The sequence below is a fragment of the Ruegeria sp. YTSA135 genome (assembly GCF_059610165.1).
Genome location: NZ_JBXWNC010000013.1, coordinates 70,933 through 91,190, shown reverse-complemented (window position 1 = coordinate 91,190; position 20,258 = coordinate 70,933). Strand labels below are relative to the sequence as shown.

The 20,258-nt window shown below is 57.2% G+C and carries 25 protein-coding genes; 13 read left to right on the top strand and 12 right to left on the bottom strand.

Features of this window, described 5'->3' with window-relative positions:
* Positions 1–2: 2 nt before the first annotated feature.
* The 3 genes from lptC to AC2FIT_RS16455 are packed head-to-tail and all read right to left on the bottom strand — an operon-like array spanning position 3 to position 2,191.
* Positions 3–602, bottom strand: a complete 600-nt coding sequence (gene lptC, locus AC2FIT_RS16465) for an LPS export ABC transporter periplasmic protein LptC (protein ID WP_496831125.1) — start codon at positions 600–602, stop codon at positions 3–5.
* 15 nt (positions 603–617) lie between these two features.
* Positions 618–1,580, bottom strand: a complete 963-nt coding sequence (locus tag AC2FIT_RS16460) for a KpsF/GutQ family sugar-phosphate isomerase (protein ID WP_496831124.1) — start codon at positions 1,578–1,580, stop codon at positions 618–620.
* Positions 1,577–2,191 carry a ribonuclease D gene (locus AC2FIT_RS16455; RefSeq protein ID WP_496831123.1) on the bottom strand — a complete coding sequence of 205 codons (615 nt, stop codon included), beginning with the start codon at positions 2,189–2,191 and terminating at the stop codon, positions 1,577–1,579. The genes AC2FIT_RS16460 and AC2FIT_RS16455 overlap by 4 nt, the downstream gene beginning before the upstream one ends.
* 134 nt (positions 2,192–2,325) lie before the next feature.
* On the opposite strand from AC2FIT_RS16455, the gene AC2FIT_RS16450 reads away from it, so the two are divergent.
* From AC2FIT_RS16450 to AC2FIT_RS16420, 7 genes are all read left to right on the top strand, one after another.
* On the top strand, positions 2,326–2,589 hold the full coding sequence (locus tag AC2FIT_RS16450; RefSeq protein WP_224892032.1) for a metal-sensing transcriptional repressor: 264 nt from the start codon (positions 2,326–2,328) through the stop codon (positions 2,587–2,589).
* A gap of 222 nt (positions 2,590–2,811) precedes the next feature.
* A complete protein-coding gene (locus AC2FIT_RS16445; RefSeq protein WP_475185148.1) occupies positions 2,812–3,240 on the top strand; it encodes an Lrp/AsnC family transcriptional regulator in 429 nt (142 codons plus the stop codon).
* Positions 3,241–3,313: 73 nt separating this feature from the next.
* Complete coding sequence (locus tag AC2FIT_RS16440) at positions 3,314–4,009, top strand: lytic transglycosylase domain-containing protein (protein WP_496831122.1); 696 nt, start codon at positions 3,314–3,316, stop codon at positions 4,007–4,009.
* A gap of 9 nt (positions 4,010–4,018) precedes the next feature.
* Positions 4,019–6,106 (top strand): flagellar biosynthesis protein FlhA, encoded by a 2,088-nt coding sequence (gene flhA, locus AC2FIT_RS16435; RefSeq protein WP_496831121.1) that lies wholly within the window; start codon positions 4,019–4,021, stop codon positions 6,104–6,106.
* Complete coding sequence (locus tag AC2FIT_RS16430) at positions 6,103–6,876, top strand: flagellar biosynthetic protein FliR (protein ID WP_496831120.1); 774 nt, start codon at positions 6,103–6,105, stop codon at positions 6,874–6,876. Before flhA ends, AC2FIT_RS16430 begins: the two co-directional genes overlap by 4 nt.
* Positions 6,873–7,961 (top strand): flagellar type III secretion system protein FlhB, encoded by a 1,089-nt coding sequence (gene flhB, locus AC2FIT_RS16425; RefSeq protein ID WP_496831119.1) that lies wholly within the window; start codon positions 6,873–6,875, stop codon positions 7,959–7,961. The genes AC2FIT_RS16430 and flhB overlap by 4 nt, the downstream gene beginning before the upstream one ends.
* On the top strand, positions 7,958–8,344 hold the full coding sequence (locus tag AC2FIT_RS16420) for a hypothetical protein (RefSeq protein ID WP_496831118.1): 387 nt from the start codon (positions 7,958–7,960) through the stop codon (positions 8,342–8,344). The genes flhB and AC2FIT_RS16420 overlap by 4 nt, the downstream gene beginning before the upstream one ends.
* A 26-nt stretch (positions 8,345–8,370) precedes the next feature.
* Here AC2FIT_RS16420 and AC2FIT_RS16415 read toward each other — a convergent pair whose 3' ends face one another.
* The 9 genes from AC2FIT_RS16415 to AC2FIT_RS16375 are packed head-to-tail and all read right to left on the bottom strand — an operon-like array spanning position 8,371 to position 12,925.
* Positions 8,371–8,877: a flagellar basal body-associated FliL family protein gene (locus AC2FIT_RS16415; RefSeq protein WP_496831117.1), complete on the bottom strand. Its 507-nt coding sequence runs from the start codon at positions 8,875–8,877 to the stop codon at positions 8,371–8,373.
* Positions 8,878–8,889: 12 nt separating this feature from the next.
* A complete protein-coding gene (flgH, locus tag AC2FIT_RS16410; protein ID WP_496831159.1) occupies positions 8,890–9,621 on the bottom strand; it encodes a flagellar basal body L-ring protein FlgH in 732 nt (243 codons plus the stop codon).
* Positions 9,621–10,043 carry a flagellar basal body P-ring formation chaperone FlgA gene (gene flgA / locus AC2FIT_RS16405; protein WP_496831116.1) on the bottom strand — a complete coding sequence of 141 codons (423 nt, stop codon included), beginning with the start codon at positions 10,041–10,043 and terminating at the stop codon, positions 9,621–9,623. Before flgA ends, flgH begins: the two co-directional genes overlap by 1 nt.
* The gene (gene flgG / locus AC2FIT_RS16400; RefSeq protein ID WP_068338498.1) at positions 10,043–10,828 is read right to left on the bottom strand and encodes a flagellar basal-body rod protein FlgG; all 786 of its coding nucleotides are present in this window, start codon (positions 10,826–10,828) and stop codon (positions 10,043–10,045) included. Before flgG ends, flgA begins: the two co-directional genes overlap by 1 nt.
* Positions 10,829–10,850: 22 nt before the next feature.
* Entirely contained in the window at positions 10,851–11,561 is a 711-nt protein-coding gene (locus tag AC2FIT_RS16395) for a flagellar hook-basal body complex protein (RefSeq protein WP_496831115.1), read from the bottom strand.
* The gene (locus tag AC2FIT_RS16390) at positions 11,561–11,833 is read right to left on the bottom strand and encodes a flagellar biosynthetic protein FliQ (protein WP_224892021.1); all 273 of its coding nucleotides are present in this window, start codon (positions 11,831–11,833) and stop codon (positions 11,561–11,563) included. The genes AC2FIT_RS16395 and AC2FIT_RS16390 overlap by 1 nt, the downstream gene beginning before the upstream one ends.
* Positions 11,834–11,837: 4 nt before the next feature.
* Positions 11,838–12,128 (bottom strand): flagellar hook-basal body complex protein FliE, encoded by a 291-nt coding sequence (gene fliE, locus AC2FIT_RS16385; protein WP_496831114.1) that lies wholly within the window; start codon positions 12,126–12,128, stop codon positions 11,838–11,840.
* 11 nt (positions 12,129–12,139) lie between these two features.
* Complete coding sequence (gene flgC / locus AC2FIT_RS16380) at positions 12,140–12,526, bottom strand: flagellar basal body rod protein FlgC (protein WP_224892020.1); 387 nt, start codon at positions 12,524–12,526, stop codon at positions 12,140–12,142.
* Between the two features lie 12 nt (positions 12,527–12,538).
* Positions 12,539–12,925 carry a FlgB family protein gene (locus tag AC2FIT_RS16375; protein WP_496831158.1) on the bottom strand — a complete coding sequence of 129 codons (387 nt, stop codon included), beginning with the start codon at positions 12,923–12,925 and terminating at the stop codon, positions 12,539–12,541.
* A gap of 87 nt (positions 12,926–13,012) precedes the next feature.
* Between AC2FIT_RS16375 and AC2FIT_RS16370 the strand changes: the two genes are divergently transcribed.
* From AC2FIT_RS16370 to AC2FIT_RS16345, 6 genes are all read left to right on the top strand, one after another.
* On the top strand, positions 13,013–14,350 hold the full coding sequence (locus AC2FIT_RS16370; protein ID WP_496831113.1) for a FliI/YscN family ATPase: 1,338 nt from the start codon (positions 13,013–13,015) through the stop codon (positions 14,348–14,350).
* An 86-nt stretch (positions 14,351–14,436) separates the two neighbouring features.
* Positions 14,437–15,273: a flagellar motor protein MotB gene (locus AC2FIT_RS16365; protein ID WP_496831112.1), complete on the top strand. Its 837-nt coding sequence runs from the start codon at positions 14,437–14,439 to the stop codon at positions 15,271–15,273.
* 94 nt (positions 15,274–15,367) lie between these two features.
* Entirely contained in the window at positions 15,368–16,663 is a 1,296-nt protein-coding gene (locus AC2FIT_RS16360) for a flagellar hook protein FlgE (protein ID WP_496831111.1), read from the top strand.
* 33 nt (positions 16,664–16,696) lie between these two features.
* Positions 16,697–18,148 (top strand): flagellar hook-associated protein FlgK, encoded by a 1,452-nt coding sequence (flgK, locus tag AC2FIT_RS16355; protein ID WP_496831110.1) that lies wholly within the window; start codon positions 16,697–16,699, stop codon positions 18,146–18,148.
* Positions 18,148–19,158, top strand: a complete 1,011-nt coding sequence (locus AC2FIT_RS16350; RefSeq protein WP_496831109.1) for a flagellin — start codon at positions 18,148–18,150, stop codon at positions 19,156–19,158. The genes flgK and AC2FIT_RS16350 overlap by 1 nt, the downstream gene beginning before the upstream one ends.
* Positions 19,155–20,249 carry a flagellar basal body P-ring protein FlgI gene (locus AC2FIT_RS16345; RefSeq protein WP_496831108.1) on the top strand — a complete coding sequence of 365 codons (1,095 nt, stop codon included), beginning with the start codon at positions 19,155–19,157 and terminating at the stop codon, positions 20,247–20,249. The genes AC2FIT_RS16350 and AC2FIT_RS16345 overlap by 4 nt, the downstream gene beginning before the upstream one ends.
* The last annotated feature ends 9 nt before the right edge of the window (positions 20,250–20,258 follow it).

Below are 20,258 nucleotides of genomic sequence, written 5' to 3'. Positions count from 1 at the left end.
GGTTATCTTTCTGCCTTTTCGGGCTCGTATATCAGCTTCACGCCGTCTGTAAAAATAATATGGACAGGACCATCCTTTTTTTCCGCGCCGAAGGTCATCCCACCCGCCGTGAAATTACCGATGATACCAGTTCCATTGACCTGACCCGGCGCGTCGCCACGGATTTCGTTGAGTGCCGTGTTCAGCAGATCGGTGGTAACGACAGTGCCATCTGTTGACGTGATGACCACGTCTCCGACAAAGGTGGCCGAGTTCTTGTCAGGCCGCAGCACGCCCGAATTTGAATCCAGCGTAATTACACCACCATTCGACAGACCCAAACGACCGCGGAATTCTGCGGCAGTCGGAGTGGATGCCCCCGTCCCCTGCGTGGCCCGGATCGCCTGAATCTGAACCTCTTCACCCTTGCGCGTGGTGCCGCGGTAGTTTGGCAGTGTGACCACCTGATCCGCCAGCCGTTCGTCAATATCATTTTGCGCAAAGGGAACGTTCACGCTGGTATCGATACTACGGGACAAAAGGAATACGCTGGATAGCATCAGGATGGCCACCAGCGGCAGCAACACCTTGAGGAACTGTACCCTGCGTGAATGTCCGTCCACTGCGATACCTCCCGTCTAACCCAGCCCGACGCGCAGGCAATCGTGGATGTGCAACAAGCCTTCGGCCCGTCCTTGAGCAGCGGGATCAACCACGAATAATGACGTAATCTTGCGGTCGTTCATGATCGCGACCGCCTCTTCCGCCATTGCATTAGGTGCGATGGTTAGCGGGTCACGCGTCATGACCTCTTCGGTGTTTTTATCCAAAAGGCCATCCATATTCCGGCGCAGGTCGCCATCGGTCACGATACCTAAAAGGCGGGCAGTTTCATCCGTCACGCCAACGACGCCAAAGCTTTTTTGACTCATGACCAGCAAGGCCTCGCTCATTGGTGTGCCAACAGGGACCAAGGGCAAATCCTTGTGCATCAGATCACGTGCAGTCGAAAGCTGCGCACCCAGCTTGCCGCCGGGGTGAAAGGCGCGGAAATCCTCGGGTTTGAAATCGCGGTACTTCATAAGGGCAATCGCCAGCGCATCGCCCATCGCCAACGTCAGCGTGGTCGAGATCGAGGGCACCATTCCAAAGCCACAAGCCTCGCCCAAAGACGGGATCAACAGGTGCACGTCCGCCTGCTTCATCAACGTACTTTCCGGCTTGCTCGACAACCCGATCAGCGGAATCCCAAAGCGTTGTGTGAAGGCCAGCAGATTCGCCAGTTCAGGCGCTTCGCCCGAGTTGGAAATCGCCAGAACCACATCGCCCTTGGACACCATGCCCAGATCACCGTGGCTGGCCTCGGCGGGGTGCACGAAATAGGCGGGCGTGCCTGTGCTGGCCAGTGTAGCAGCGATTTTGTGGCCGATATGGCCGGATTTGCCAATGCCGCTGACGATAATTCGGCCCGGCGCCCGAAGGATCATATGCACCGCTTCGGCGAACTGGTCATCCAGACCATCAGCCAGCACATCCAGCGCTCGGGCCTCGTCGGTGACAACCTGCTTGGCAGTTTTCAGAAAGGACTCGTTGTCGGTCATGAGTGTGCAAAGATATCCGTTTCGGGCCAACCGGCGAGGTCAAGCTTCGCACGCATCGGCAAGAAGTCAAAACAAGCCTGCGCCATCTCGGTACGGTCTTCGCGCGCCAGACGCGCATCCAGCGCATCACGCAGTTGGTGCAGGTACAAGACGTCCGATGCGGCATAGTCCAACTGCGCCTCGGTCAGCGTTTCAGCACCCCAGTCGCTCATTTGCTGCTGCTTCGAAATATCGACCCCGATCAGTTCCTGGCATAAATTCCTCAGCCCGTGGCGATCAGTATAGGTGCGCACTAGTCGACTGGCGATCTTGGTGCAATAAACCGGTGCTGCCAAAGCCCCAAAAGCATGATACATTGCGGCGATATCAAACCGGCCGAAATGAAATAGCTTGAGCACATTCGGATTTTCCAGCAGCGCACACAGGTTCGGTGCTGCGGTCTGGCCCTTTTCCACCTGTACAATATGGCTGTGACCGTCGCCGCCGGACATCTGGATCACACACAGGCGATCGCGATGCGGATTCAACCCCATGGTTTCACAATCAATCGCCACTACGGAACCAAGGTCCAGCCCGTCCGGCAGGTCGTTTTTATAGAGATGGTTTGCCACGAGGGTCTTCCTTTACGCGATATTGCCCCCGAAATAGGCGGTTTGGTCCGCAAACTCAACGCCACAGGCAGGATCACGCTATTCATGTCGCCCGCGTTTGACAGAATCCATATGGGGGGGATAGGGATATAGATATGACGCTGGACACCCGCAATTCTCATCCACAGATCTCGGCACGGCTCAAACGGGCAAATGGTCACTTGGCTAAGGTCATACAAATGCTGGACGATCAGGCCCCTCCCGCCGACATTGCCCAGCAACTCTTTGCTGTTGAAAAAGCAATCGCTATCGCCAAGCGCGTTTTGATCTACGATCACATCGAACACTGTCTGTCGCCTGATGGTCAAAGCGATTCACCTGACATAGAAAGCTTTAAGACGATAACAAAATACCTATAAAGTTGGTGCGCATTCGTGCTCAATGCCACCTGCCGGGCGCTCAGATTGCTGCACTGTTGGGCAACCGGGCTGGCGACAACGCTTTTATGGATGGCCCTGACCTCGGCGCCCGGGCTCGCGGCAGCGTTGGTAATTTGGCCACGCTCGGGCCAGACAGCCATTTCCAAAAGCATTCCGACACATCTTGAGCCGCAAACGCGCTGTGTTACACCTTGGACTACCATGGACCAACTAGACCGTCGCATCATAGCTGCGCTGCAACACAACGCCCGCGAGTCGACCTCGAAAATCGCGGCGAAACTGGGCGTAGCCCGGACGACCGTGCATGAGCGAATTCGCAGAATGGAAGAGAACGGCACAATCGCCGGATATTCCGTCGTATTGAACAGCCCCGAAGATGCCCCACGCGTGCAGGTCATTGTCTTGCTTGAAGTGCAGCAAAAGGAAACCACGCGCATCATCAAACGGCTTGAGGCCTACCCCGAAGTGAAACTCTGCCTGTCCATCAATGGTGAGTTCGATCTGCTGTTGTCCGCCGAGGCTCCGAGGCTCGAGGATCTGGATATTCTGGTTGACGACTTGGCCAAGATCCCCGGTGTTCAGCGCACAAACACAAGTGTCGTGTTTGGCCGCCGGATAGATCGAATTTGAGTGGCTGATAACCCTCTGTAAACCCTAGCAAGACTAGCTTGGCCCGGATTGATCAGAATTCCGGACTGGCAGAATGCCTCATCTTTTGATTCTTGGGCTTTGTTTTCTAACCTTGTGCGTGGCGCATCAGGGTTTTGCCATGCCGAATGCCGGCGGGGCCAGGATATGTGACGCCGCCGCCCGCCGCGCCGCCCATGCCGAAGACGTACCATTGGACGTTCTGCGTGCGATTGCGCGCATAGAAACCGGGCGCACGCGGGACGGGCGGCTCGAGCCTTGGCCGTGGACCATAAATGTTGAGGGGCAGGGATTTTGGTTCACCTCGGAACGCGAGGCAAAATTTTACGTCTTCAACATTTTCAAAGCGGGCAAACGCAGCTTTGATATCGGTTGTTTTCAAATCAATTATCGTTGGCATAGCAAGGCTTTCCGATCCATTGATGCGATGTTCGACCCTTATGAAAATGCCGCTTATGCCGCTCGTTTTCTGAAAAGGCTATATGCCGAGCTCGGGTCCTGGCCCGCTGCGGTCGGGGCCTATCATTCCCGCACACCATCACTGGCACAGTCGTATTCAAGCCGTTTTCAGACCGTTTTTGCCCAACTGGATCAAAGCGGGCAGCAAGCCTTGGGCTGGGGCGAGGATGACACGTCGACTTCCAGTGCGGCCTCTCTGCTCCCGATAAACCCTCAACAGTCTGGCGGGAAATCGCTGGGCTCTCTGGTTCCGCCGTCCGGCGCTGCAACCGCCTTTATCTCGTTCGACTAGGAGAATCGCGTGCCCAAAATCGACGCCCGTTCCCTGTTTTCTCCGACCGTGCTGCTGGCGCTTGCGCTGATGACGGTCATCGTGATGATGATCCTGCCAATGCCCGCCTGGGTGCTGGATGTGGGTCTGGCGACCTCGTTCGCCTTGGCGATCCTGATCTTCACGCTGACGCTGTTTATCGAACGGCCATTGGATTTTTCGTCTTTTCCAACAATCCTTCTGGCCTCGCTGATGTTGCGGCTGTCGCTGAACGTGTCCTCAACCAAGTTGATCATCGGGCAAGGCCACACTGGACCAAACGCCGCCGGAGACGTAATCGAAGGCTTTGCCGATTTCGTTATGGGCGGCAGCATATTTCTTGGGCTGGTTGTCTTTGGCGTTCTGCTGATCGTGAACTTTATGGTGATCACCAAGGGTGCCGCGCGCATGGCCGAGGTTGGCGCGCGATTTGCTCTGGACGGGATGCCCGGAAAGCAACTTGCAATCGACAGCGACATGAGCGCCGGAGCCATCGACCACCAGCAGGCGAAAGAGCGGCGTGAGCGCGAACAGCAGGAAACGACCTTTTTCGGCTCACTCGACGGGGCGTCAAAATTTGTCAAAGGCGATGCGGTTGCCGGGCTACTGATCACTTTGCTGAACCTTGTGATGGGCCTGATCATGGGCGTAATCGTGCACGGGATGCCAATTTCGTCGGCGTTTGAAACCTATGCCATACTGACCGTTGGCGACGGGTTGGTGTCGCAAATCCCGGCCGTTATAATCTCAATCGCCTCGGCTCTGTTGCTGGCGCGTGGCGGCACGCAGGGCGCAACCGATAATGCGATTTTCTCGCAATTGGGGCGGCATCCGGCCGCTCTGGGAACTGTCGCAATGCTCATGGTGCTATTTGCACTTGTGCCCGGTCTGCCCTTCTTGCCATTCATTTTGGGCGCGGGCGTGCTGGGCTACGCGGCCTTTACTGTTTACCGCAAGCAATCCGCGCAAGACGCCGAGGCCGCAGACCCTACGGCACAGGATGACACGCCGGCTTCTCAAGCTATCGGAGACATTCTGGACCTCGACGACGTTCATCTGGAATTCGCGCCGGATCTGGTCAGTATGGTTCTGAATCCGGGTACCGGGCTGGATGCTCGGATTGCCAATATGCGGACCTACGTGGCCTCTAGCTTTGGCCTGATCCTACCTGACATTCGCCTGACCGACCGCGCCGAACTGCCAATGGGCACCTATGTGGTCAAGGTGCAAGGAGTTGAGCAGGCGCGCGGTGTTCTGAACCCTGACTTGGTGCTGGCGTTGGTGCAGGACGGCCAGGATGTGCTGCCCGAGGGGAATGATGTCACCGAACCTGTATATGGCGCGCCTGCGCGGTGGATTCTACCCAAGGACCAAGAGGCCGCTGCGTTAAGCGGGGCCACCATCGTTTCACCGCCCGAGATTCTCGCCACCCATCTGCTTGAGATCATCAAGCAGAATTTCTCGCGCCTGCTGACGCTGAAATCCCTTCGCCGGCTATTGTCCGAGATGACGCGTCTGAGTGATCCGGTCCGGGCTGAGGCAAACCGCAAACTGTTGGATGAGTTGATCCCCGACAAGGTGCCGATCGACACGTTGCATGCCGTGCTACGGCTGCTTTTGGACGAACGGGTTTCCATCCGCAACATGGCCCTTATCTTGGAATCCGTTGCCGAGGCGCGCCTGACTACTACCCAGCCCGAAGGCATCTGCGAACTGGTTCGACAGCGGTTAGGCTTTCAACTGGTCGCGGAGATGAAACGCGAAGACGGTTCGATCCCCCTGATTCAGCTGGCGCCGGAGTGGGAAGATACATTCGCCACCTATCAGATAGATGCGCCTGTGTCTGGCCTGGACGTGGCGCTGCCGCCTAACCTGTTCAACAAACTGGCTGACGGTGTGACCGATAGTGTGGCGCAATCCGCCGATCACGGGTTGTTTCCTGCATTGGTCACCTCGACCCGGCGACGCCGGTTGCTGCGCACCGTCATGCATGCGCGAGGCATTGCCAACCCTGTACTTTCCTTTGAAGAGATAGGGCTTGAGGCGCGCCCGGCGCTGGTCGGAACGGTCCCCGCATGATCGCGTTGCCACCGGAGCTTTTGCCCCAGCTGAGCGAAGGTCTGTGGCACCTGTTTGCCGTTTTTCTACGTGTCTCGGCGATGGTCTCGCTGCTGCCCGCCTTCGGCGAACGCAGCATCCCGACGCGCGTAAAGTTTAGTGTCGCTGCGGCTTTCACCTTGATTGTAACACCTGCGATTGCGGAGCTAGTCACCCAGCCAGACCTGCTGCCTATGGTAGGTATGGTATTAACCGAAGTGCTGATCGGGGTCGCCTTGGGAATTGCGCTGCGGGTATTCGTATTGGCCTTGCAGACCGCAGGCTCGATTGCTGCCCAGGCAACGTCATTGTCGCAAATTCTTGGACCGACCGCTGCAGACCCTGTCCCGGCGATGGGGTACATGCTGACGCTGGCCGGGATAACACTTGCTGTTTTGCTCGGCTTACACGTCCGCGCGGCGCAGTTTCTGATCCACAGCTATACATTGTTTCCGATGGGCACAGCGCCGCTTGCGCCGGACCTGTCACAATGGGGGGTGCAACAGATCGCGCGCAGCTTTGCATTGGCCTTTTCCCTGGCCATGCCCTTCGTCATAGCCTCGCTGATCTACAACCTCGCGCTGGGCGTCATTAACCGTGCGATGCCGCAGTTGATGGTGGCCTTTGTCGGCGCGCCAGCCATCACCTTCGCGGGCCTTTTCCTTCTGTTCGCAGGAACCCCCCTGATCCTGTCGGTATGGTCGGATGCCTTGTTCTCATTCATGCTGAACCCGCTTGAGGACCCGCGATGAGCACATCTGACGACGACAGCGACAAGTCCCACGAGGCGACTCCGCAAAAGCTTCAGAAAGCCCGCGAAAAGGGTGAGGTTGCGAAGTCGAACGACTTGTCCGTCGTGGCCGCCTATACTGGGTTGCTTGTCGCGTTGCTCGCAACTGGACAATTCAGCGTGCAGAGCATGGGCAGCTTGTTCGCCGTACTGATTGACCAGGCCGGTGAAATCGCACCTTTATTGGTTGACGGATCAGCCGCCAACCCGGTCGGAGGGATGTTGTCTACCGCGTTACTGTCGGCCGGCCTCCTATTCGCTGTACCCGCCGCTGCGGTTCTTCTTAGCCTCATCGCTCAACGCGCGCTGATCTTCGCGCCCAGCAAATTAAAGCCGAAGCTTTCCCGCATCTCGATCATCTCCAACGCCAAGAACAAATTTGGTCGCGGTGGCTTGTTCGAATTTGCCAAAAGCTTTGTGAAACTGGTGATCTACGGTACCTGCCTGGCGCTGTTTCTAAAGGCCAACATGGCCGTGATTCTTTCGGCCAGCGCATCACCCGCACGGATGTCCGTGATGTTGATGATGAACTTTCTGTTTCGCTTTATGTTCATCGTTATTGCAGTGGCACTGGCGATCGGGGTGGTGGATTACCTGTGGCAACACGCGGAACACATGCGCAAGAACAGGATGTCGCGCAAGGAAGTTCAGGACGAGACCAAAGATGCCGAAGGCGACCCCCACGTAAAACAACAACGCCGCCAACGTGCAAAGGACATCGCCATGAACCAAATGATGTCGGACGTGCCCGAAGCGGACGTCGTCATCGTCAACCCAACCCACTACGCTGTAGCCTTGAAATGGGCCCGTACAGCGGGATCCGCGCCAGTTTGCGTGGCCAAGGGCGTTGATGAGGTCGCCGCCGCCATCCGAGCCCGCGCCATGGAAGCCGGTGTTCCACTGCATTCCGACCCGCCCACTGCCCGCGCCCTGCATGCAGCGGTCGAGATCGGACAGGAAATTGCGGAAGAACATTATCGGCCTGTCGCGGCGGCGATCCGTTTCGCAGAGGCCATGCGCAAAAAGGCAAAAGGACAGATCAGGTGAAACAAGACGTATTTTCGGATCTTGAGAAAGTCACTGAAGCCATTTTTCAAAAAGAGCGTAAGCTTTTGCGCCCCTTGCTTGAGGCTGAGGCCCGCGTGCAGCAGCAGTTGGCCCGGCTTGAAGCGCAGGTGCAGCAATCGCGAAAGGACAGCGCCTCGTCCGAGGGCTACCGCGTGACCGGTACAGATATTTTGTGGAGCAGCTGGGAATCGGCATCACGTCGCCAACTCAATCTGGAATTGGCCCGAATTCGTGCCCAAAAACTTAACGCAATGGAAGCGTTGCGCACGGCATTCGGCCGCCAACAAGCCGTCGTGAAGCTTTCCGCCGCGCAGAAAGAGGTGCTCAAACGCGCACGGGGGAAAAAATCGTCAGTGTACTAGGTAACAGGCTATAAAAGCCGTCAGGATCAAACATCCTGACGGCTGACACTCATGATCAAGACCTGCGAAACGCCACCGCCCATGCTTTTGCGCGCCACCTCTAGCAACGCTTTGCGCAGTACATCCAAGTTGTCTGACTCGGTGAACGCACCGTTGAAACCGCCAGTATTTGCATGGTCAAACATGACCTGTAAGAAACCGTCACGCAGCTTCGGCTCGATCGCATAGAAAACTTCGGTCGTACCAACGCTGGCCTCAAGGCTCAATGACATCGTAACAAGTGCCGCAATCCGGTCCTCGTCAACGACGGGTACTACAAATTGCTTTGGCAGCCTGATGTACTCATAGTCGCTGTTCTTGTAGTTTTCCCCCACCATATCGCTTTTATTTGATGATATCTCGGTGGGTTTCGCCGCGTCATGGCTGTGTTTTGCGGCCTCATTCGGCTTGCTGACCGGCGGAAGTGTCACTCCGGCCCCAATACCGGCGCCAAGACCCAGCAGCAGAAACGAAACGGGTAGAAGTATCTTCATCACATCCGCTCCTTAATACGGCAGTACAGCGTCAAGGATCTGCTGGCCGAAGCGTGGCTGTTGCACATCCGTGATCTGTCCTCGTCCACCATAAGACACACGGGCCGAAGCGATCTTGTCATAGGTGATTTCGTTCCTGCGCGAGATATCCTGCGGCCGCACGTAGCCTGTGACCAACAGCTCGCGCAGTTCGAAATTGACCCGCAGTTCCTGCGAACCAGTAATCGACAGGACGCCGTTCGGAAGAACATCCACGACCGTCGCAGCTACGCGCAGCGTCAGTTTTTCCTTGCGCGTCACCGACCCTTCGCCCTCACTTTCCGAAGCGGAGTTGATCGCAACAGCCTCTGCCAGCGACGCCCCTTCGGGCAAGCGCCGGTTCGCGCGCTGCGGCAATCCAAACAATCCGTTTATCCCAAGGCTTTCCGAGGCCGAACGCGACCGTTCCGTGTCATTCGTGAACTCTGCCTGTTCGTCCAGTTCGATCACGACCGTCAGGATGTCACCCTTCTTGATCGCCCGCTGATCTCCCAGCAGAGAATTCTGCCCACCGCTCCACAACGAGGACTGGTCCACATTGCGTTGCGGCTGGGTATGCAGTGGCAGTCCTGGCCACAGCATCGCGACCTGTTCCGGAGAGTCCTCGTTTGGGGTAAAGCTTGGCGGCCGACCCAGGTGATCAACGCGCCCACAGGCCGACACGAGCAGAACCGCGCCGAGCAGAGACTTGGAGAGTATGGACATCATTTTACCTCGATGTTGCCATCCGGTCGAACTACGCCGGAGATGGTGGTGCGGGACGAAAGGTTCATGACCCGAATGCGATCTCCGGCGGCTCCACGCCCCAGCGCGCGACCCTCTGCCGTGATCGACAGCGGCTGGCGGTCAAAGATCAGCACAACAAGGTCGTTGCGATCCACAAGTGCGGGTGGCCCCACGTCAGTCGCGCGAATGGGGCGCCCCGGATACAGCGCCACGCGGGCTTCTAACCCAACCAGGAACTCAGGATCACTGATACCTCCGGCTACCTTTTGGGGTTTGGTCTCAAGATCGTTGGCCGCGATAATTTCCTTGGCGCGGATCGTCCGGGTTGGAACGACGGTATCGGCTATGGCAGCCACCGGCACCAGAAGCGATGCTATCAGGATCAGGATCAGGAACCGCATCACCGCACCTGTGTCGTTGCGCCCATCATCTGATCGACGGCAGAGATGACCTTGGCGTTCATCTCGTAGCCTCGCTGCGCCTCGATCAGTTCCGTGACCTCGCGCACCGCATCGACCGAACTGTCCTCAAGATAACCCTGTCGCAGGGTGCCCAGCCCGTCCTCACCCGGGGTTCCGACTATTGGTGCGCCAGAGGCCTCGGTCTCTTTGAACAGGTTACCGCCAATCGCTTCGAGCCCTTTGGCGTTCGAGAAACTGGCAAGCGTCAGTTCCCCCAACCGTTGCCCGTCAGTCGTATCGTCGAAATAGGCATAGACCTCACCCGACGCATTGATCGAGATCGACCGGGCATCGTCGGGAATGGTGATTTCCGGGGCCACTGCGAACCCATCCGAGGTGATGATCAATCCTTCGGCGGACTGTTTCAAACTACCATCGCGGGTAAAGGCCGACTGCCCATTAGGCAGCGTTACCTCAAGGTATCCGCGCCCTTCGATGGCGACATCCAAATCGTTTCCCGTTTCTGACAACGCCCCCTGCGCCAGTTGCACCGTTACAGCCGCAGGACGCACCCCCAGACCCAGTTGAATACCCGTCGGCAGGACGGTCCCGTCATTGGCATTTACTGCTCCGGGCCGTGCCATCTGCTGATAATGCAAATCCGCGAATTCGGCCCGGCGCGCGTTGTAGCCGGTTGTGTTCGTGTTCGCCAAGTTGTTGGAAATCGTTTCGACCCGCATCTGCTGCGCAGTCATGCCTGTTGCTGCAATCTTCAAAGCCCGCATTTTGGAATCTTCCTTTCAAATATCAGCGCATCAGTGTTTTGACCGCACCGCGCAAACGGTCGTCTTCGGTTTCCAGAAAACTCTGGCCAAGCTCATAGGCGCGCTGAACCTCTACAAGCCGTGTCACCTGTTCGACTGCGTTGACGTTGGATCCTTCAAGGAAACGGTGCAGGACTATGGGGTTTTCCACCGGGTCAACATCTTCCTCAGTCCGGAACTGGGTGCTGCCCTCTCGCACCAGCATCTTGGGATCAGCCACGCGATAGACGCCGATCTGCCCCAGAAACTGCCCCCCGATGCTCAGCGTGCCATCATTGCCTACGTCGATCGAAGCACCATTCGGCGGGATGAAAACGGGTGCACCGTTGCTATCCAGTACCCGGTACCCATCCATTGTGACTAGATCGCCCTGGCCGCTGGGCGAAAACGCCCCCGCCCGCGTCAGCCGATTACCCGCAGGGGTTGCAACCATGAAAAAGCCATCACCCTCGATTGCGAAATCGAATTGACCCCCTGTCTCGGTCAGCAGACCTTGTTGCAGTGATGTGTTGCGCACCTCGGCCCGACTCATGGATAACGAAGTGTTGCCTGGCCTGTCGCGGACATACTCTGAAAACACGACGCCTTGCGCGCGGTATCCTGTTGTATTTGCGTTGGCGATATTGTTCGCAACCAGCCGCATTTCATTCATTAGCCCAGACTGGCGGGACAAAGTGGTATAAACGGAATCCATCAACGACCTCCGGCGATCAGTGGGATCAGGGTTGAAGCGAAAAAGGTCACCAGCGTCTGGGTCATGAAGCCCATCGAGATCCAGAACACGATGACAATGGCGATAAGCTTGGGAACGAAGGTCAGCGTCATTTCTTGCACCGAGGTCAGCGCCTGAAACAGGCCGATGATCAGACCCGAGATCAGCGCCACCGCCAGGATCGGAACCGAGGTGATGACCGCGACCCACAATGCCTGGCGTACGATGTCATAGAAAAGACCTTCGCTCAGCATGTCGTCAGACCGGCATCCTGAGGATTTCCTGATAGGCCTCTACCACCTTGTTTCGCACGATCACCGCCGTTTCCACGGCAAGCTCGGTCTGGGCCAGGGCCTGCACAAGGGCGTGCGGGTCCGCCTGGCCTGTCATGGCAACCTCAGAGACCTGCTCTGACCGTTTCAGGGTCGCCGTAAAATCCTGAAAAGTAGACCGCAATCCCTGCGCCACTCCGATGTGATCGGGATCGGCCTGTGTGGCGGGGCGCGCAAAGGCATAGTTTTGTGCTGCGGTAAGGGATCGGATATCCATTCTGGTGTCCTTTATTTTCTGAGGAGTTCCATCAAGCTCGACGACATCTGGCGTGTCTGGTCGAACATCTTGAGATTGGCTTCGTAGCTTCGCTGCGCTTCGCGCGCGTCGGCGATTTCGATCATCAGATCGACATTTGAGCCGGTGTAGTGGCCGGTTTCATCGGCCAATGGGTGCCCAGGGTCATAAATGCGCGACCCGTCGCGACGGTCGAGGTTGACATCTCCGACCTGCACAACCTCGCGGCCATCCTTTTGCACAGTCTCAAACGGTACGGTTTTGCGGCGATAGCCCGGTGTGTCCGCGTTCGAGATATTCTCGGACACGTGCCGCAAGCGGGCAGACTGCGCCCGCAACGCGCTCGTCGATGCGGCGAGGGAATTGGAAAAATCACTCATGGTACGCTCTTTTTATGTTCGGCCAAGACTGCTGCGCAGGACATTCATCGAAGACTTGTAGATTGCCAGAGCACGATCATGCTGGCGCTTGACCTCAATCGCTTTGAACATCTCTTCTTCGACGGACACACCGTTGGCCCTTGGATCACCTGACGGCGTCACTTCATACTCGGACCAGGGTAGCGTTTCGGTGGTGCCATTCAGGTGGCCGTCTCGTGTGGCTATCATTTCCACCCGACGGCCGGAGCTTTCGAAAGTTTTCTGAAAGGCCTCAATATCATGGGGCTGATAGCCCGGCGTATCTGCATTGGCCATGTTGCGCGCGATGACAGCCTGCCGTTGACCGGCGTGGGTTGCCATTGCGTACGCTGTTTTAAAGACGTTCAGGTCATAGAACATCGGGGCTTCTCCCTCGATTAATTTCAATCAAGGCTTAACCCCGATTCCTTTAGAAAGCGTTTTCAGAAACCTGTTGGAGAACCCACAATGTCAAATCTCGACCCGTCGCTTCTGAAATGCGAGTTCGACCGTTTATCCACTATGCGTCATTTGGGTCGCGTCTCAGGCGTTGCGCGAGGTGTCATCGAAATTCAGGGGCTGGAGGGGAAAGCACGAATCGGTGACCACCTGACTCTTCGACGTGGCGGCGCGTCGGATCTGCCGGGCGAAGTGCTGCATGTTGAGGCAGAGGTTATTCACATGTTACCGACGGCCGCACCGGATGGGGTCAGCCTTGGTGATCAGGTGATTCTGGACCAGACGCCCGCTTTTGCTCCGGGTCTGCACTGGCTGGGGCGCGTGGTTGATCCTTTCGGCAGGCCGCTGGACGGTAAACCCTTGCTTCCCGGAGCGGTGGGGCAGGACATTATGCGGGCTCCACCCCCGGCGGTGACCCGAAAACCGCTGGGCAAGCGGATGGAAACCGGGTTGGCCATGCTCAACACTATGCTGCCTATCGTACAAGGTCAGCGCATTGGCCTCTTCGCCGGGTCGGGCGTGGGCAAATCCACGCTGCTGGCAACACTGGCAAAATCAATGCAGGCGGACGCAGTCGTCGTTGCATTGGTGGGCGAACGTGGACGCGAGGTAAACGCGTTCGTGGAACACGCGCTTGGGACTGAGGGAATGAAGCGGTCGGTCGTTGTTGCGGCCACCTCGGACCAGTCGGCGTTGGCACGCAGGCGTTGCGCATGGTCTGCAATTTCCATTGCCGAGCACCTGCGGGATCAAGGGTTGAACGTCCTGTTTCTGGCCGATTCGGTGACCCGCTTTGCCGAGGCACATCGGGAAATTGCCGTGGCTATGGGCGAGGCCCCCTCGCTTCGCGGTTTCCCGCCTTCAGTGACGCCTTTGATCGCTGGTCTCTGTGAACGTGCTGGCCCCGGTTCTGGCGATCAGGGCGATATCACGGCGGTTTTCAGTGTTCTGGTTGCCGGATCGGATATGGATGAACCCGTCGCCGACATTCTGCGCGGTGTGCTGGACGGGCACATTGTCCTGAGCCGTGAAATTGCCGAACGCGGCAGATTTCCCGCCATTGACCTCAGCCGCTCGGTCTCGCGCAGCCTGCCGGGGGCGGCATCCGAAGAGGAAAACCGGATGATCTCGGAAACCCGCAAGCTGGTGGGCAGCTATGAACAGTCCGAGGTGATGATCAAAGCCGGTCTATACGCCGAAGGCGCCGACCCGTTGCTGGATCAGGCCGTACGCGTACACGATGAGTTGGACGCTTTCTTTGGCAAACTCGATACAGACGGGATAAAGAACAGCTTCAACCGCCTGCAACTGATCCTGCGACGCGCCACCGCCAACCTGCCGCGCTGAAGAAGTCCGGACAGTTTTAAGTGTTAAGACCACCTTAACACCTGCACGGCTACGCCTGTAGCTGGGTGATAAAAAAGGTGGTGGAGATGGGTACGCAATCCAATGCGGCGCCGATCATCATCAAGAAGAAACGTGTGTCAGGTGGTGAAAGCCACCACGGTGGTGCGTGGAAGGTTGCGTATGCAGACTTCGTCACAGCCATGATGGCGTTCTTCATGTTGATGTGGCTGCTAAACGCAACGACTGAAAAACAACGAAAGGGGCTTGCAGATTATTTCTCGCCGACAATTCCGGTTAACCCGGTTTCGGGCGGCGGCGATGGACCCTTTGGCGGCAATGACATGTTTTCCGAGGTAACCCTCGTGATGGAAGGGTCCGGGGCTGCAAAACAACAGCCCACGACTGCTAGGCAGGCACGCGGGTCAAGCGGTGTAAGCGCGGACAAGGGTAAGGAAGTATCCGAAGATCTTACTACGCTTGAGGCGCAGCTTCTGGGTCGCACCGGGGAAAGTTTGGTATCTGATAAGGTTCTTAAACACATCGTCACGCGGGTCACCGACGAAGGCCTGGTAGTCGAGCTGTTCGATACAGAGGATCAGCCCCTGTTCGAATCGGGAACGGACGAACCAACGCCTATGATGCGGGCGCTGGCGGTACTGGTGGCGCGATCTTCGGACATTGTGACCAATCAAGTTGCGGTCGAGGGCCACGTCAGCGCATCGCCTGTGGTCTTGGCCCGAAACCCGTCCTGGGATGTCTCGACATCACGCGCGCAGGTTGTCCGCCAACTTCTTGAAGACAAGGGTTTTTCAAACTCACGGCTGGATCGCGTCACGGGTCATGCCGATCGTGAACTGTCTGACAAGAACCCGATGGCCGTGCGCAACAATAGGATTGAGATCATCTTTCTGCGCAACACCTGAGAGTTTGGATAGACTGCATTTTACCTGTTAGCGCGCTGTTAAGGACAGTGCGCTAGCTGTTGCTTCAAGATTGACGCAACAGAAGGGCGTACCAATGACAATTTCCTCCTCGTTGAATGCCGGCGTGGCCGCATTGAAGGCCAACGCCAACCGACTGTCCACAATTTCGGACAACATCGCGAATTCCGGGACTTACGGCTACAAACGGGTAAATACGGATTTTCACTCGATGGTCACGACGGGCCAGGGTGGCAGTTACTCCGCAGGCGGGGTCAGAACCACCAGCCAGCGCCTTATCGACCAGCGCGGGTCCTTGGTCACCACCAACAACTCGACCGATTTGGCGGTGCGCGGCCGGGGCTTGCTGCCAGTTCGCCCAAGCTCGCAAATTGCCGGCGGATCCAACGAGATGCTGCTGACCACCACCGGATCGTTCCGCCCCAATGAGGAAGGATACCTTGTCACCCAATCCGGTCTTGTGCTTTTGGGCTGGCGTGCCAATTCGGATGGGTCGATCCCGACTGTTGCCCGGGATACGCCCGCCGCGCTGGAGCCTGTACAGCTTAGCGTCAATCAGCTGGCGGGCTCTCCGACCACAAAGGCGAAGCTTCGCATGAACCTTCCCGCTACGGCCACCCAAGCGGGTGCTTCGGGAGACACGCAACCCCTGTCGATCGAATATTTTGACAACCTGGGCAAGACCGAGACCATTGATATCGAGCTTAAGCCAACTGTTCCCACAGACGGCAGCAGCAATAAATGGACTATGACTCTGCGCGATTCAGCCTCGGACGGGGATGTTGTTGGGGAGTACACCCTGACCTTCACCGACAGCCGTACTGCAGGTGGTACGCTGGAAACAGTCACCAAGGTCAAAGGTGGGGATTACGATGAAGACACAGGCAGCGTTGTCGTAGATGTCAAAGGTGGCCCGATGGAGATCGATCTTGGCCTGATCGGTGACAACGAAGGCATTACCCAGCTGTCAGACACCTTTGCCCCGGTTTCGATCACGCGCGACGGATCTGCCGTTGGTACGCTATCCAGCATCCAGGTCGATGAAAACGGGTATGTCTACGCGTTTTACGATACAGGCATCAGCCGCCGTATGTTCCAGATTCCTCTGGCGGACGTACCCAATCCCAACGGGCTGACGGCGCTGGACAGCCAGACCTATGCACCGTCGCGGGAAAGCGGCAACTTTTTCCTGTGGAATGCAGGCGAAGGCCCAACCGGGGAGCTTGTGTCCTTCGCACGGGAAGAATCGACCACCGATGTCTCGACCGAACTGACGTCGCTGATTCAAACCCAGCGCGCTTATTCCTCAACCGCAACGGTGATCAAGACCGTTGACGAAATGCTGCAGGAAACCACCAACATCAAACGTTAATTTCGGTTTTGATCCGAAAAGGAGGGCTGCCTGATGAACTTGTCAACAGCATTCAACAACGCGGTAAGTGGCCTGGCCGCTTCCAGCCGCGGTACGTCGGTTGTGTCGGATAATATCGCCAACGCGCTGACACCCGGTTACGCTCGTAGGTCGTTGGAACTGACGACCAATAGAATCTCTGGTACTGGGGTGCGTACGGTTGGCGTCGTCCGTAATCATGACCCGGTACTAACAGCAAATCGCCGTGCCACGGACTCGGATCTGGCCTATCGTACTGCGGTATCGAAGTTTTTCACCAACGTGGAAGACTTCATCGGTACAGCCGACGACCCCAGATCGCTGGCGAATGCACTGGCAGAGTTCGACAACAGCTTGATCACCGCAGCTAGCCTGCCGGACTCGTCTGAACGCCTCGATCAGGTCGCTCGTACCGGTCGCGATCTGGCGACAAACATCAACAGAGCGTCCGAGGGCGTTCGGCATCTACGCTCGGAAGCTGATCGCTCGATTGGTCGGCAAGTGGACAGCCTGAACCAAACGCTCAAAGAGATCGAAAAGCTCAACACCAAAATTCCATCAATTAAGCACTCGGGTGGTGATGTCGGAGCCCTTCTTGATCAGCGGCAGGTTCTGATTGACCAAGTTAACGCGGTGGTGCCTGTAAACGTGATGGCGCGTCCGAATGAGCAGGTATCGCTGTATTCTGACGGTGGGCTTATCCTGCTGGAAGGCAGCGCGGCCGAGTTCTCGTTCTCGAAATCCGGCAATATCCAGGCTCATATGACCCTTGATAACGGTTTGCTGTCCGGGCTGGAAATGAATGGCAAGCCTGTGCGCACCAGTGGGGATAGCGCGCAGATTAAGGGCGGCGCACTTATGGCGCAGTTTCAAATCCGCGATGAGCTTGCCGTAGAGGCGCAGGCCAACCTGGACTCGGTCGCCCGCGATTTGATCGAACGGTTCGAAACACCCGGATTGGATCCAACTGCAAAGCCCACTGACCCCGGCCTGTTCACCGACGACGGCAAACGGTTCGATTCCACGGCACCTGCTGGGTTGGCTTCGCGCATTGGTCTGAACAAGATTGTCGATCCCGACAACGGCGGCGACAGTCGGCTCTTGCGTGACGGGCTTGGCGCGACGGCTCCGGGTAATTCAGGTGATGCCACACAACTACAGGCGTTCGGAGCGATACTGAGCGAATCGCGCCCCGTCGCGGGGTCGCCCTTTGGCACCGGTGAAATGCGCGCAGCTGATCTGACCGAAGCGTTGATGTCCAAGGCCGGATCAGACGCACATACAGCAAGTCAAAGTCTGACATTTGCCAATAGTGCTCAGCAAGAAATGGTCCGAATCGAGACGGCGCAAGGCGTTAACACCGATCAGGAACTACAGAACCTGATCAAGATTGAGCAGGCTTATGCCGCCAATGCACGGGTGATCTCGGTAGTTGATGAATTGATGGAAACCTTGTTGAGGCTGTGATGATAAATTTTACGTCTATCAGTGATCTGGCGCGCGGGATGAGACTTCAGACCCGCTCGGTCGAGCTTAGAAACCAAATAGAGACCCTGTCTTACGAGTTGGTCAGCGGCAAGGTTCAGGACGTTTCTGGACGACTCGATGGGGACTATTCTCACCTGCTGGATCTGGACCGAAGCCTTTCGCGCCTCGACGCATTCAAGGTGTCGACGGCTGAGGCCCAGCTTTTCACAGATGCCACGCAGCTCAGCCTGACAACGGTCAATGACTCCGTGGATGAGGTTGCGGCAACCCTGTTGTCGTTTGGCACGTCAAACCAAGCGGTCAGCCACGAAAACGCATCGGCGCTGGCGCGAAACGAACTGGACACGATCATGTCCGCGCTGAACAAACGCGCAGGCGGGCGTAGCTTGTATTCCGGAACGACCACGGATGTCTCTCCGCTGGCTTCTGCCGATACCCTGCTTTCTGCACTTGGGGGAGAACTGTCGGGCCACACATCAGCGGTCGATATCCGCCAGGCAGCAGAGGACTGGTTCAACGACCCCGCCGGATTTGATGCGGTAATCTATCAGGGATCGGATACTGCACTGGCACCGATGCAGGTTTCTGAGAACGAAAGCGTCCAAATCCCGATCACTGCCGCGGATCCCGCGCTTAAGGATGCGATGCGCGATATCGCCGTTGCTGCATTGTTGTCCGACGATGCACTTAACCTACCAAGGGATCTGCGTACGACTCTATTTAAACAGCTAGGTGGCGATTTAGCGAACACCCAGAACCAGTTGGTGAATCTAAGGGCGCAGGTCGGTTCGGCTCAGGCACGCATCGAACAGGCCGCCACACGCAACAGTGCAGCCAGGACCAGCCTGGAATTCAGCAGGAACGAGCTGATTGCGGCAAATCCGGAAGAGACCGCCACAAAACTCCAGACCGTCCAGGTTCAATTGGAGAGCTTGTATTCCGTCACCGTCCGCAATTCGAACCTGTCATTGGTGAACTTCCTGAGATGAGACTCCTTGCTTTTCTACTGATGCTACTGCCCGGGATCGCATCTGCCGGAACGATACGCCTCAAGGATCTTGTGGATTTCGACGGGGTGCGCGGCAATGACCTGGTGGGCTATGGGCTTGTCGTGGGGCTAAACGGCACCGGTGATGGGCTGCGCAACTCGCCTTTCACGGAAGAAATCATGTCGAACATCCTTGAAAGGCTGGGTGTCAACGTGAACGGCGAAGATTTCCGGCCCAAAAACGTGGCGGCCGTTTTGGTGACAGCCAGCCTACCGCCGTTTGCGCGGGTCGGTGGGCAGATAGATGTTACGGTGTCGGCCATCGGCGATTCTGATAGTCTGCTTGGCGGCACCTTGGTTATGACACCGCTGAACGCTGCGGACGGCCAAATCTACGCGGTGGCGCAAGGCACTGTGCTTGCCGGAGGCGCCGTGGCCCAGGGCGAGGCGGCGTCGGTCGTACGGGGTGTGCCGACCTCTGGTGTGATCCCTTCGGGCGCGCGGGTTGAGCGCGAGATCGACTTCGATCTCTCGACACTTACAGAAATGCGGTTGGCCCTGCGCGAGCCCGATTTCACCACGGCCAGCCGTATCGAAACGGCGATCAATAGGGAATTCAATCGAGCGGTTGCAATCATGCGAGATTCAGGAACGGTAGAGCTGAACATCGCGGCAACTCAATCGGTTTCGACGGCACACGCGTTGGGGCGGATTGAGAATATATTGGTCGAGCCGGAAACCAAAGCCCGCGTCGTGGTTGACCAACGCTCAGGCACCATCGTCATGGGACAAGAGGTTCGCATTTCACGGGTCGCGGTTTCACAAGGCAATCTAACTCTAACAGTCGAAGAAACGCCCATCGCCGTTCAGCCTAACCCCTTTGCGCGCGGAGAAACTGTTGTTGTTCCCCGAACGGTCACTGGGATTGAGGAAGATGAAGGCACGGGGTTAGCCGAGATTCCCGAAGCCACCACCTTGTCCGAGGTTGTCGCAGGCCTGAACGCGCTTGGGGTTTCGCCCCGCGACATGATTGATATCCTGAAAACAATCAAAGCTGCCGGGGCACTACATGCCGAATTCCTGGTGCGATAGCTGCAAACA

Excerpts from the sequence above, each read along its gene's own strand:
- AC2FIT_RS16345 (WP_496831108.1), top strand. The coding sequence starts at position 19,155 with ATGAGACTCCTTGCTTTTCTACTGATGCTACTGCCCGGGATCGCATCT.
- AC2FIT_RS16415 (WP_496831117.1), bottom strand. The coding sequence starts at position 8,877 with ATGAAGATACTTCTACCCGTTTCGTTTCTGCTGCTGGGTCTTGGCGCC.
- AC2FIT_RS16390 (WP_224892021.1), bottom strand. The coding sequence starts at position 11,833 with ATGCTGAGCGAAGGTCTTTTCTATGACATCGTACGCCAGGCATTGTGG.
- AC2FIT_RS16445 (WP_475185148.1), top strand. The coding sequence starts at position 2,812 with ATGGACCAACTAGACCGTCGCATCATAGCTGCGCTGCAACACAACGCC.
- flgH (WP_496831159.1), bottom strand. The coding sequence starts at position 9,621 with ATGTCCATACTCTCCAAGTCTCTGCTCGGCGCGGTTCTGCTCGTGTCG.
- AC2FIT_RS16450 (WP_224892032.1), top strand. The coding sequence starts at position 2,326 with ATGACGCTGGACACCCGCAATTCTCATCCACAGATCTCGGCACGGCTC.
- flgC (WP_224892020.1), bottom strand. The coding sequence starts at position 12,526 with ATGAGTGATTTTTCCAATTCCCTCGCCGCATCGACGAGCGCGTTGCGG.
- flgK (WP_496831110.1), top strand. The coding sequence starts at position 16,697 with ATGAACTTGTCAACAGCATTCAACAACGCGGTAAGTGGCCTGGCCGCT.
- AC2FIT_RS16375 (WP_496831158.1), bottom strand. The coding sequence starts at position 12,925 with ATGTTCTATGACCTGAACGTCTTTAAAACAGCGTACGCAATGGCAACC.
- flgA (WP_496831116.1), bottom strand. The coding sequence starts at position 10,043 with ATGCGGTTCCTGATCCTGATCCTGATAGCATCGCTTCTGGTGCCGGTG.
- flgG (WP_068338498.1), bottom strand. The coding sequence starts at position 10,828 with ATGCGGGCTTTGAAGATTGCAGCAACAGGCATGACTGCGCAGCAGATG.
- AC2FIT_RS16370 (WP_496831113.1), top strand. The coding sequence starts at position 13,013 with ATGTCAAATCTCGACCCGTCGCTTCTGAAATGCGAGTTCGACCGTTTA.
- AC2FIT_RS16350 (WP_496831109.1), top strand. The coding sequence starts at position 18,148 with ATGATAAATTTTACGTCTATCAGTGATCTGGCGCGCGGGATGAGACTT.
- flhB (WP_496831119.1), top strand. The coding sequence starts at position 6,873 with ATGAGCACATCTGACGACGACAGCGACAAGTCCCACGAGGCGACTCCG.
- AC2FIT_RS16360 (WP_496831111.1), top strand. The coding sequence starts at position 15,368 with ATGACAATTTCCTCCTCGTTGAATGCCGGCGTGGCCGCATTGAAGGCC.
- AC2FIT_RS16365 (WP_496831112.1), top strand. The coding sequence starts at position 14,437 with ATGGGTACGCAATCCAATGCGGCGCCGATCATCATCAAGAAGAAACGT.
- AC2FIT_RS16430 (WP_496831120.1), top strand. The coding sequence starts at position 6,103 with ATGATCGCGTTGCCACCGGAGCTTTTGCCCCAGCTGAGCGAAGGTCTG.
- AC2FIT_RS16440 (WP_496831122.1), top strand. The coding sequence starts at position 3,314 with ATGCCTCATCTTTTGATTCTTGGGCTTTGTTTTCTAACCTTGTGCGTG.
- fliE (WP_496831114.1), bottom strand. The coding sequence starts at position 12,128 with ATGGATATCCGATCCCTTACCGCAGCACAAAACTATGCCTTTGCGCGC.
- AC2FIT_RS16460 (WP_496831124.1), bottom strand. The coding sequence starts at position 1,580 with ATGACCGACAACGAGTCCTTTCTGAAAACTGCCAAGCAGGTTGTCACC.
- AC2FIT_RS16395 (WP_496831115.1), bottom strand. The coding sequence starts at position 11,561 with ATGGATTCCGTTTATACCACTTTGTCCCGCCAGTCTGGGCTAATGAAT.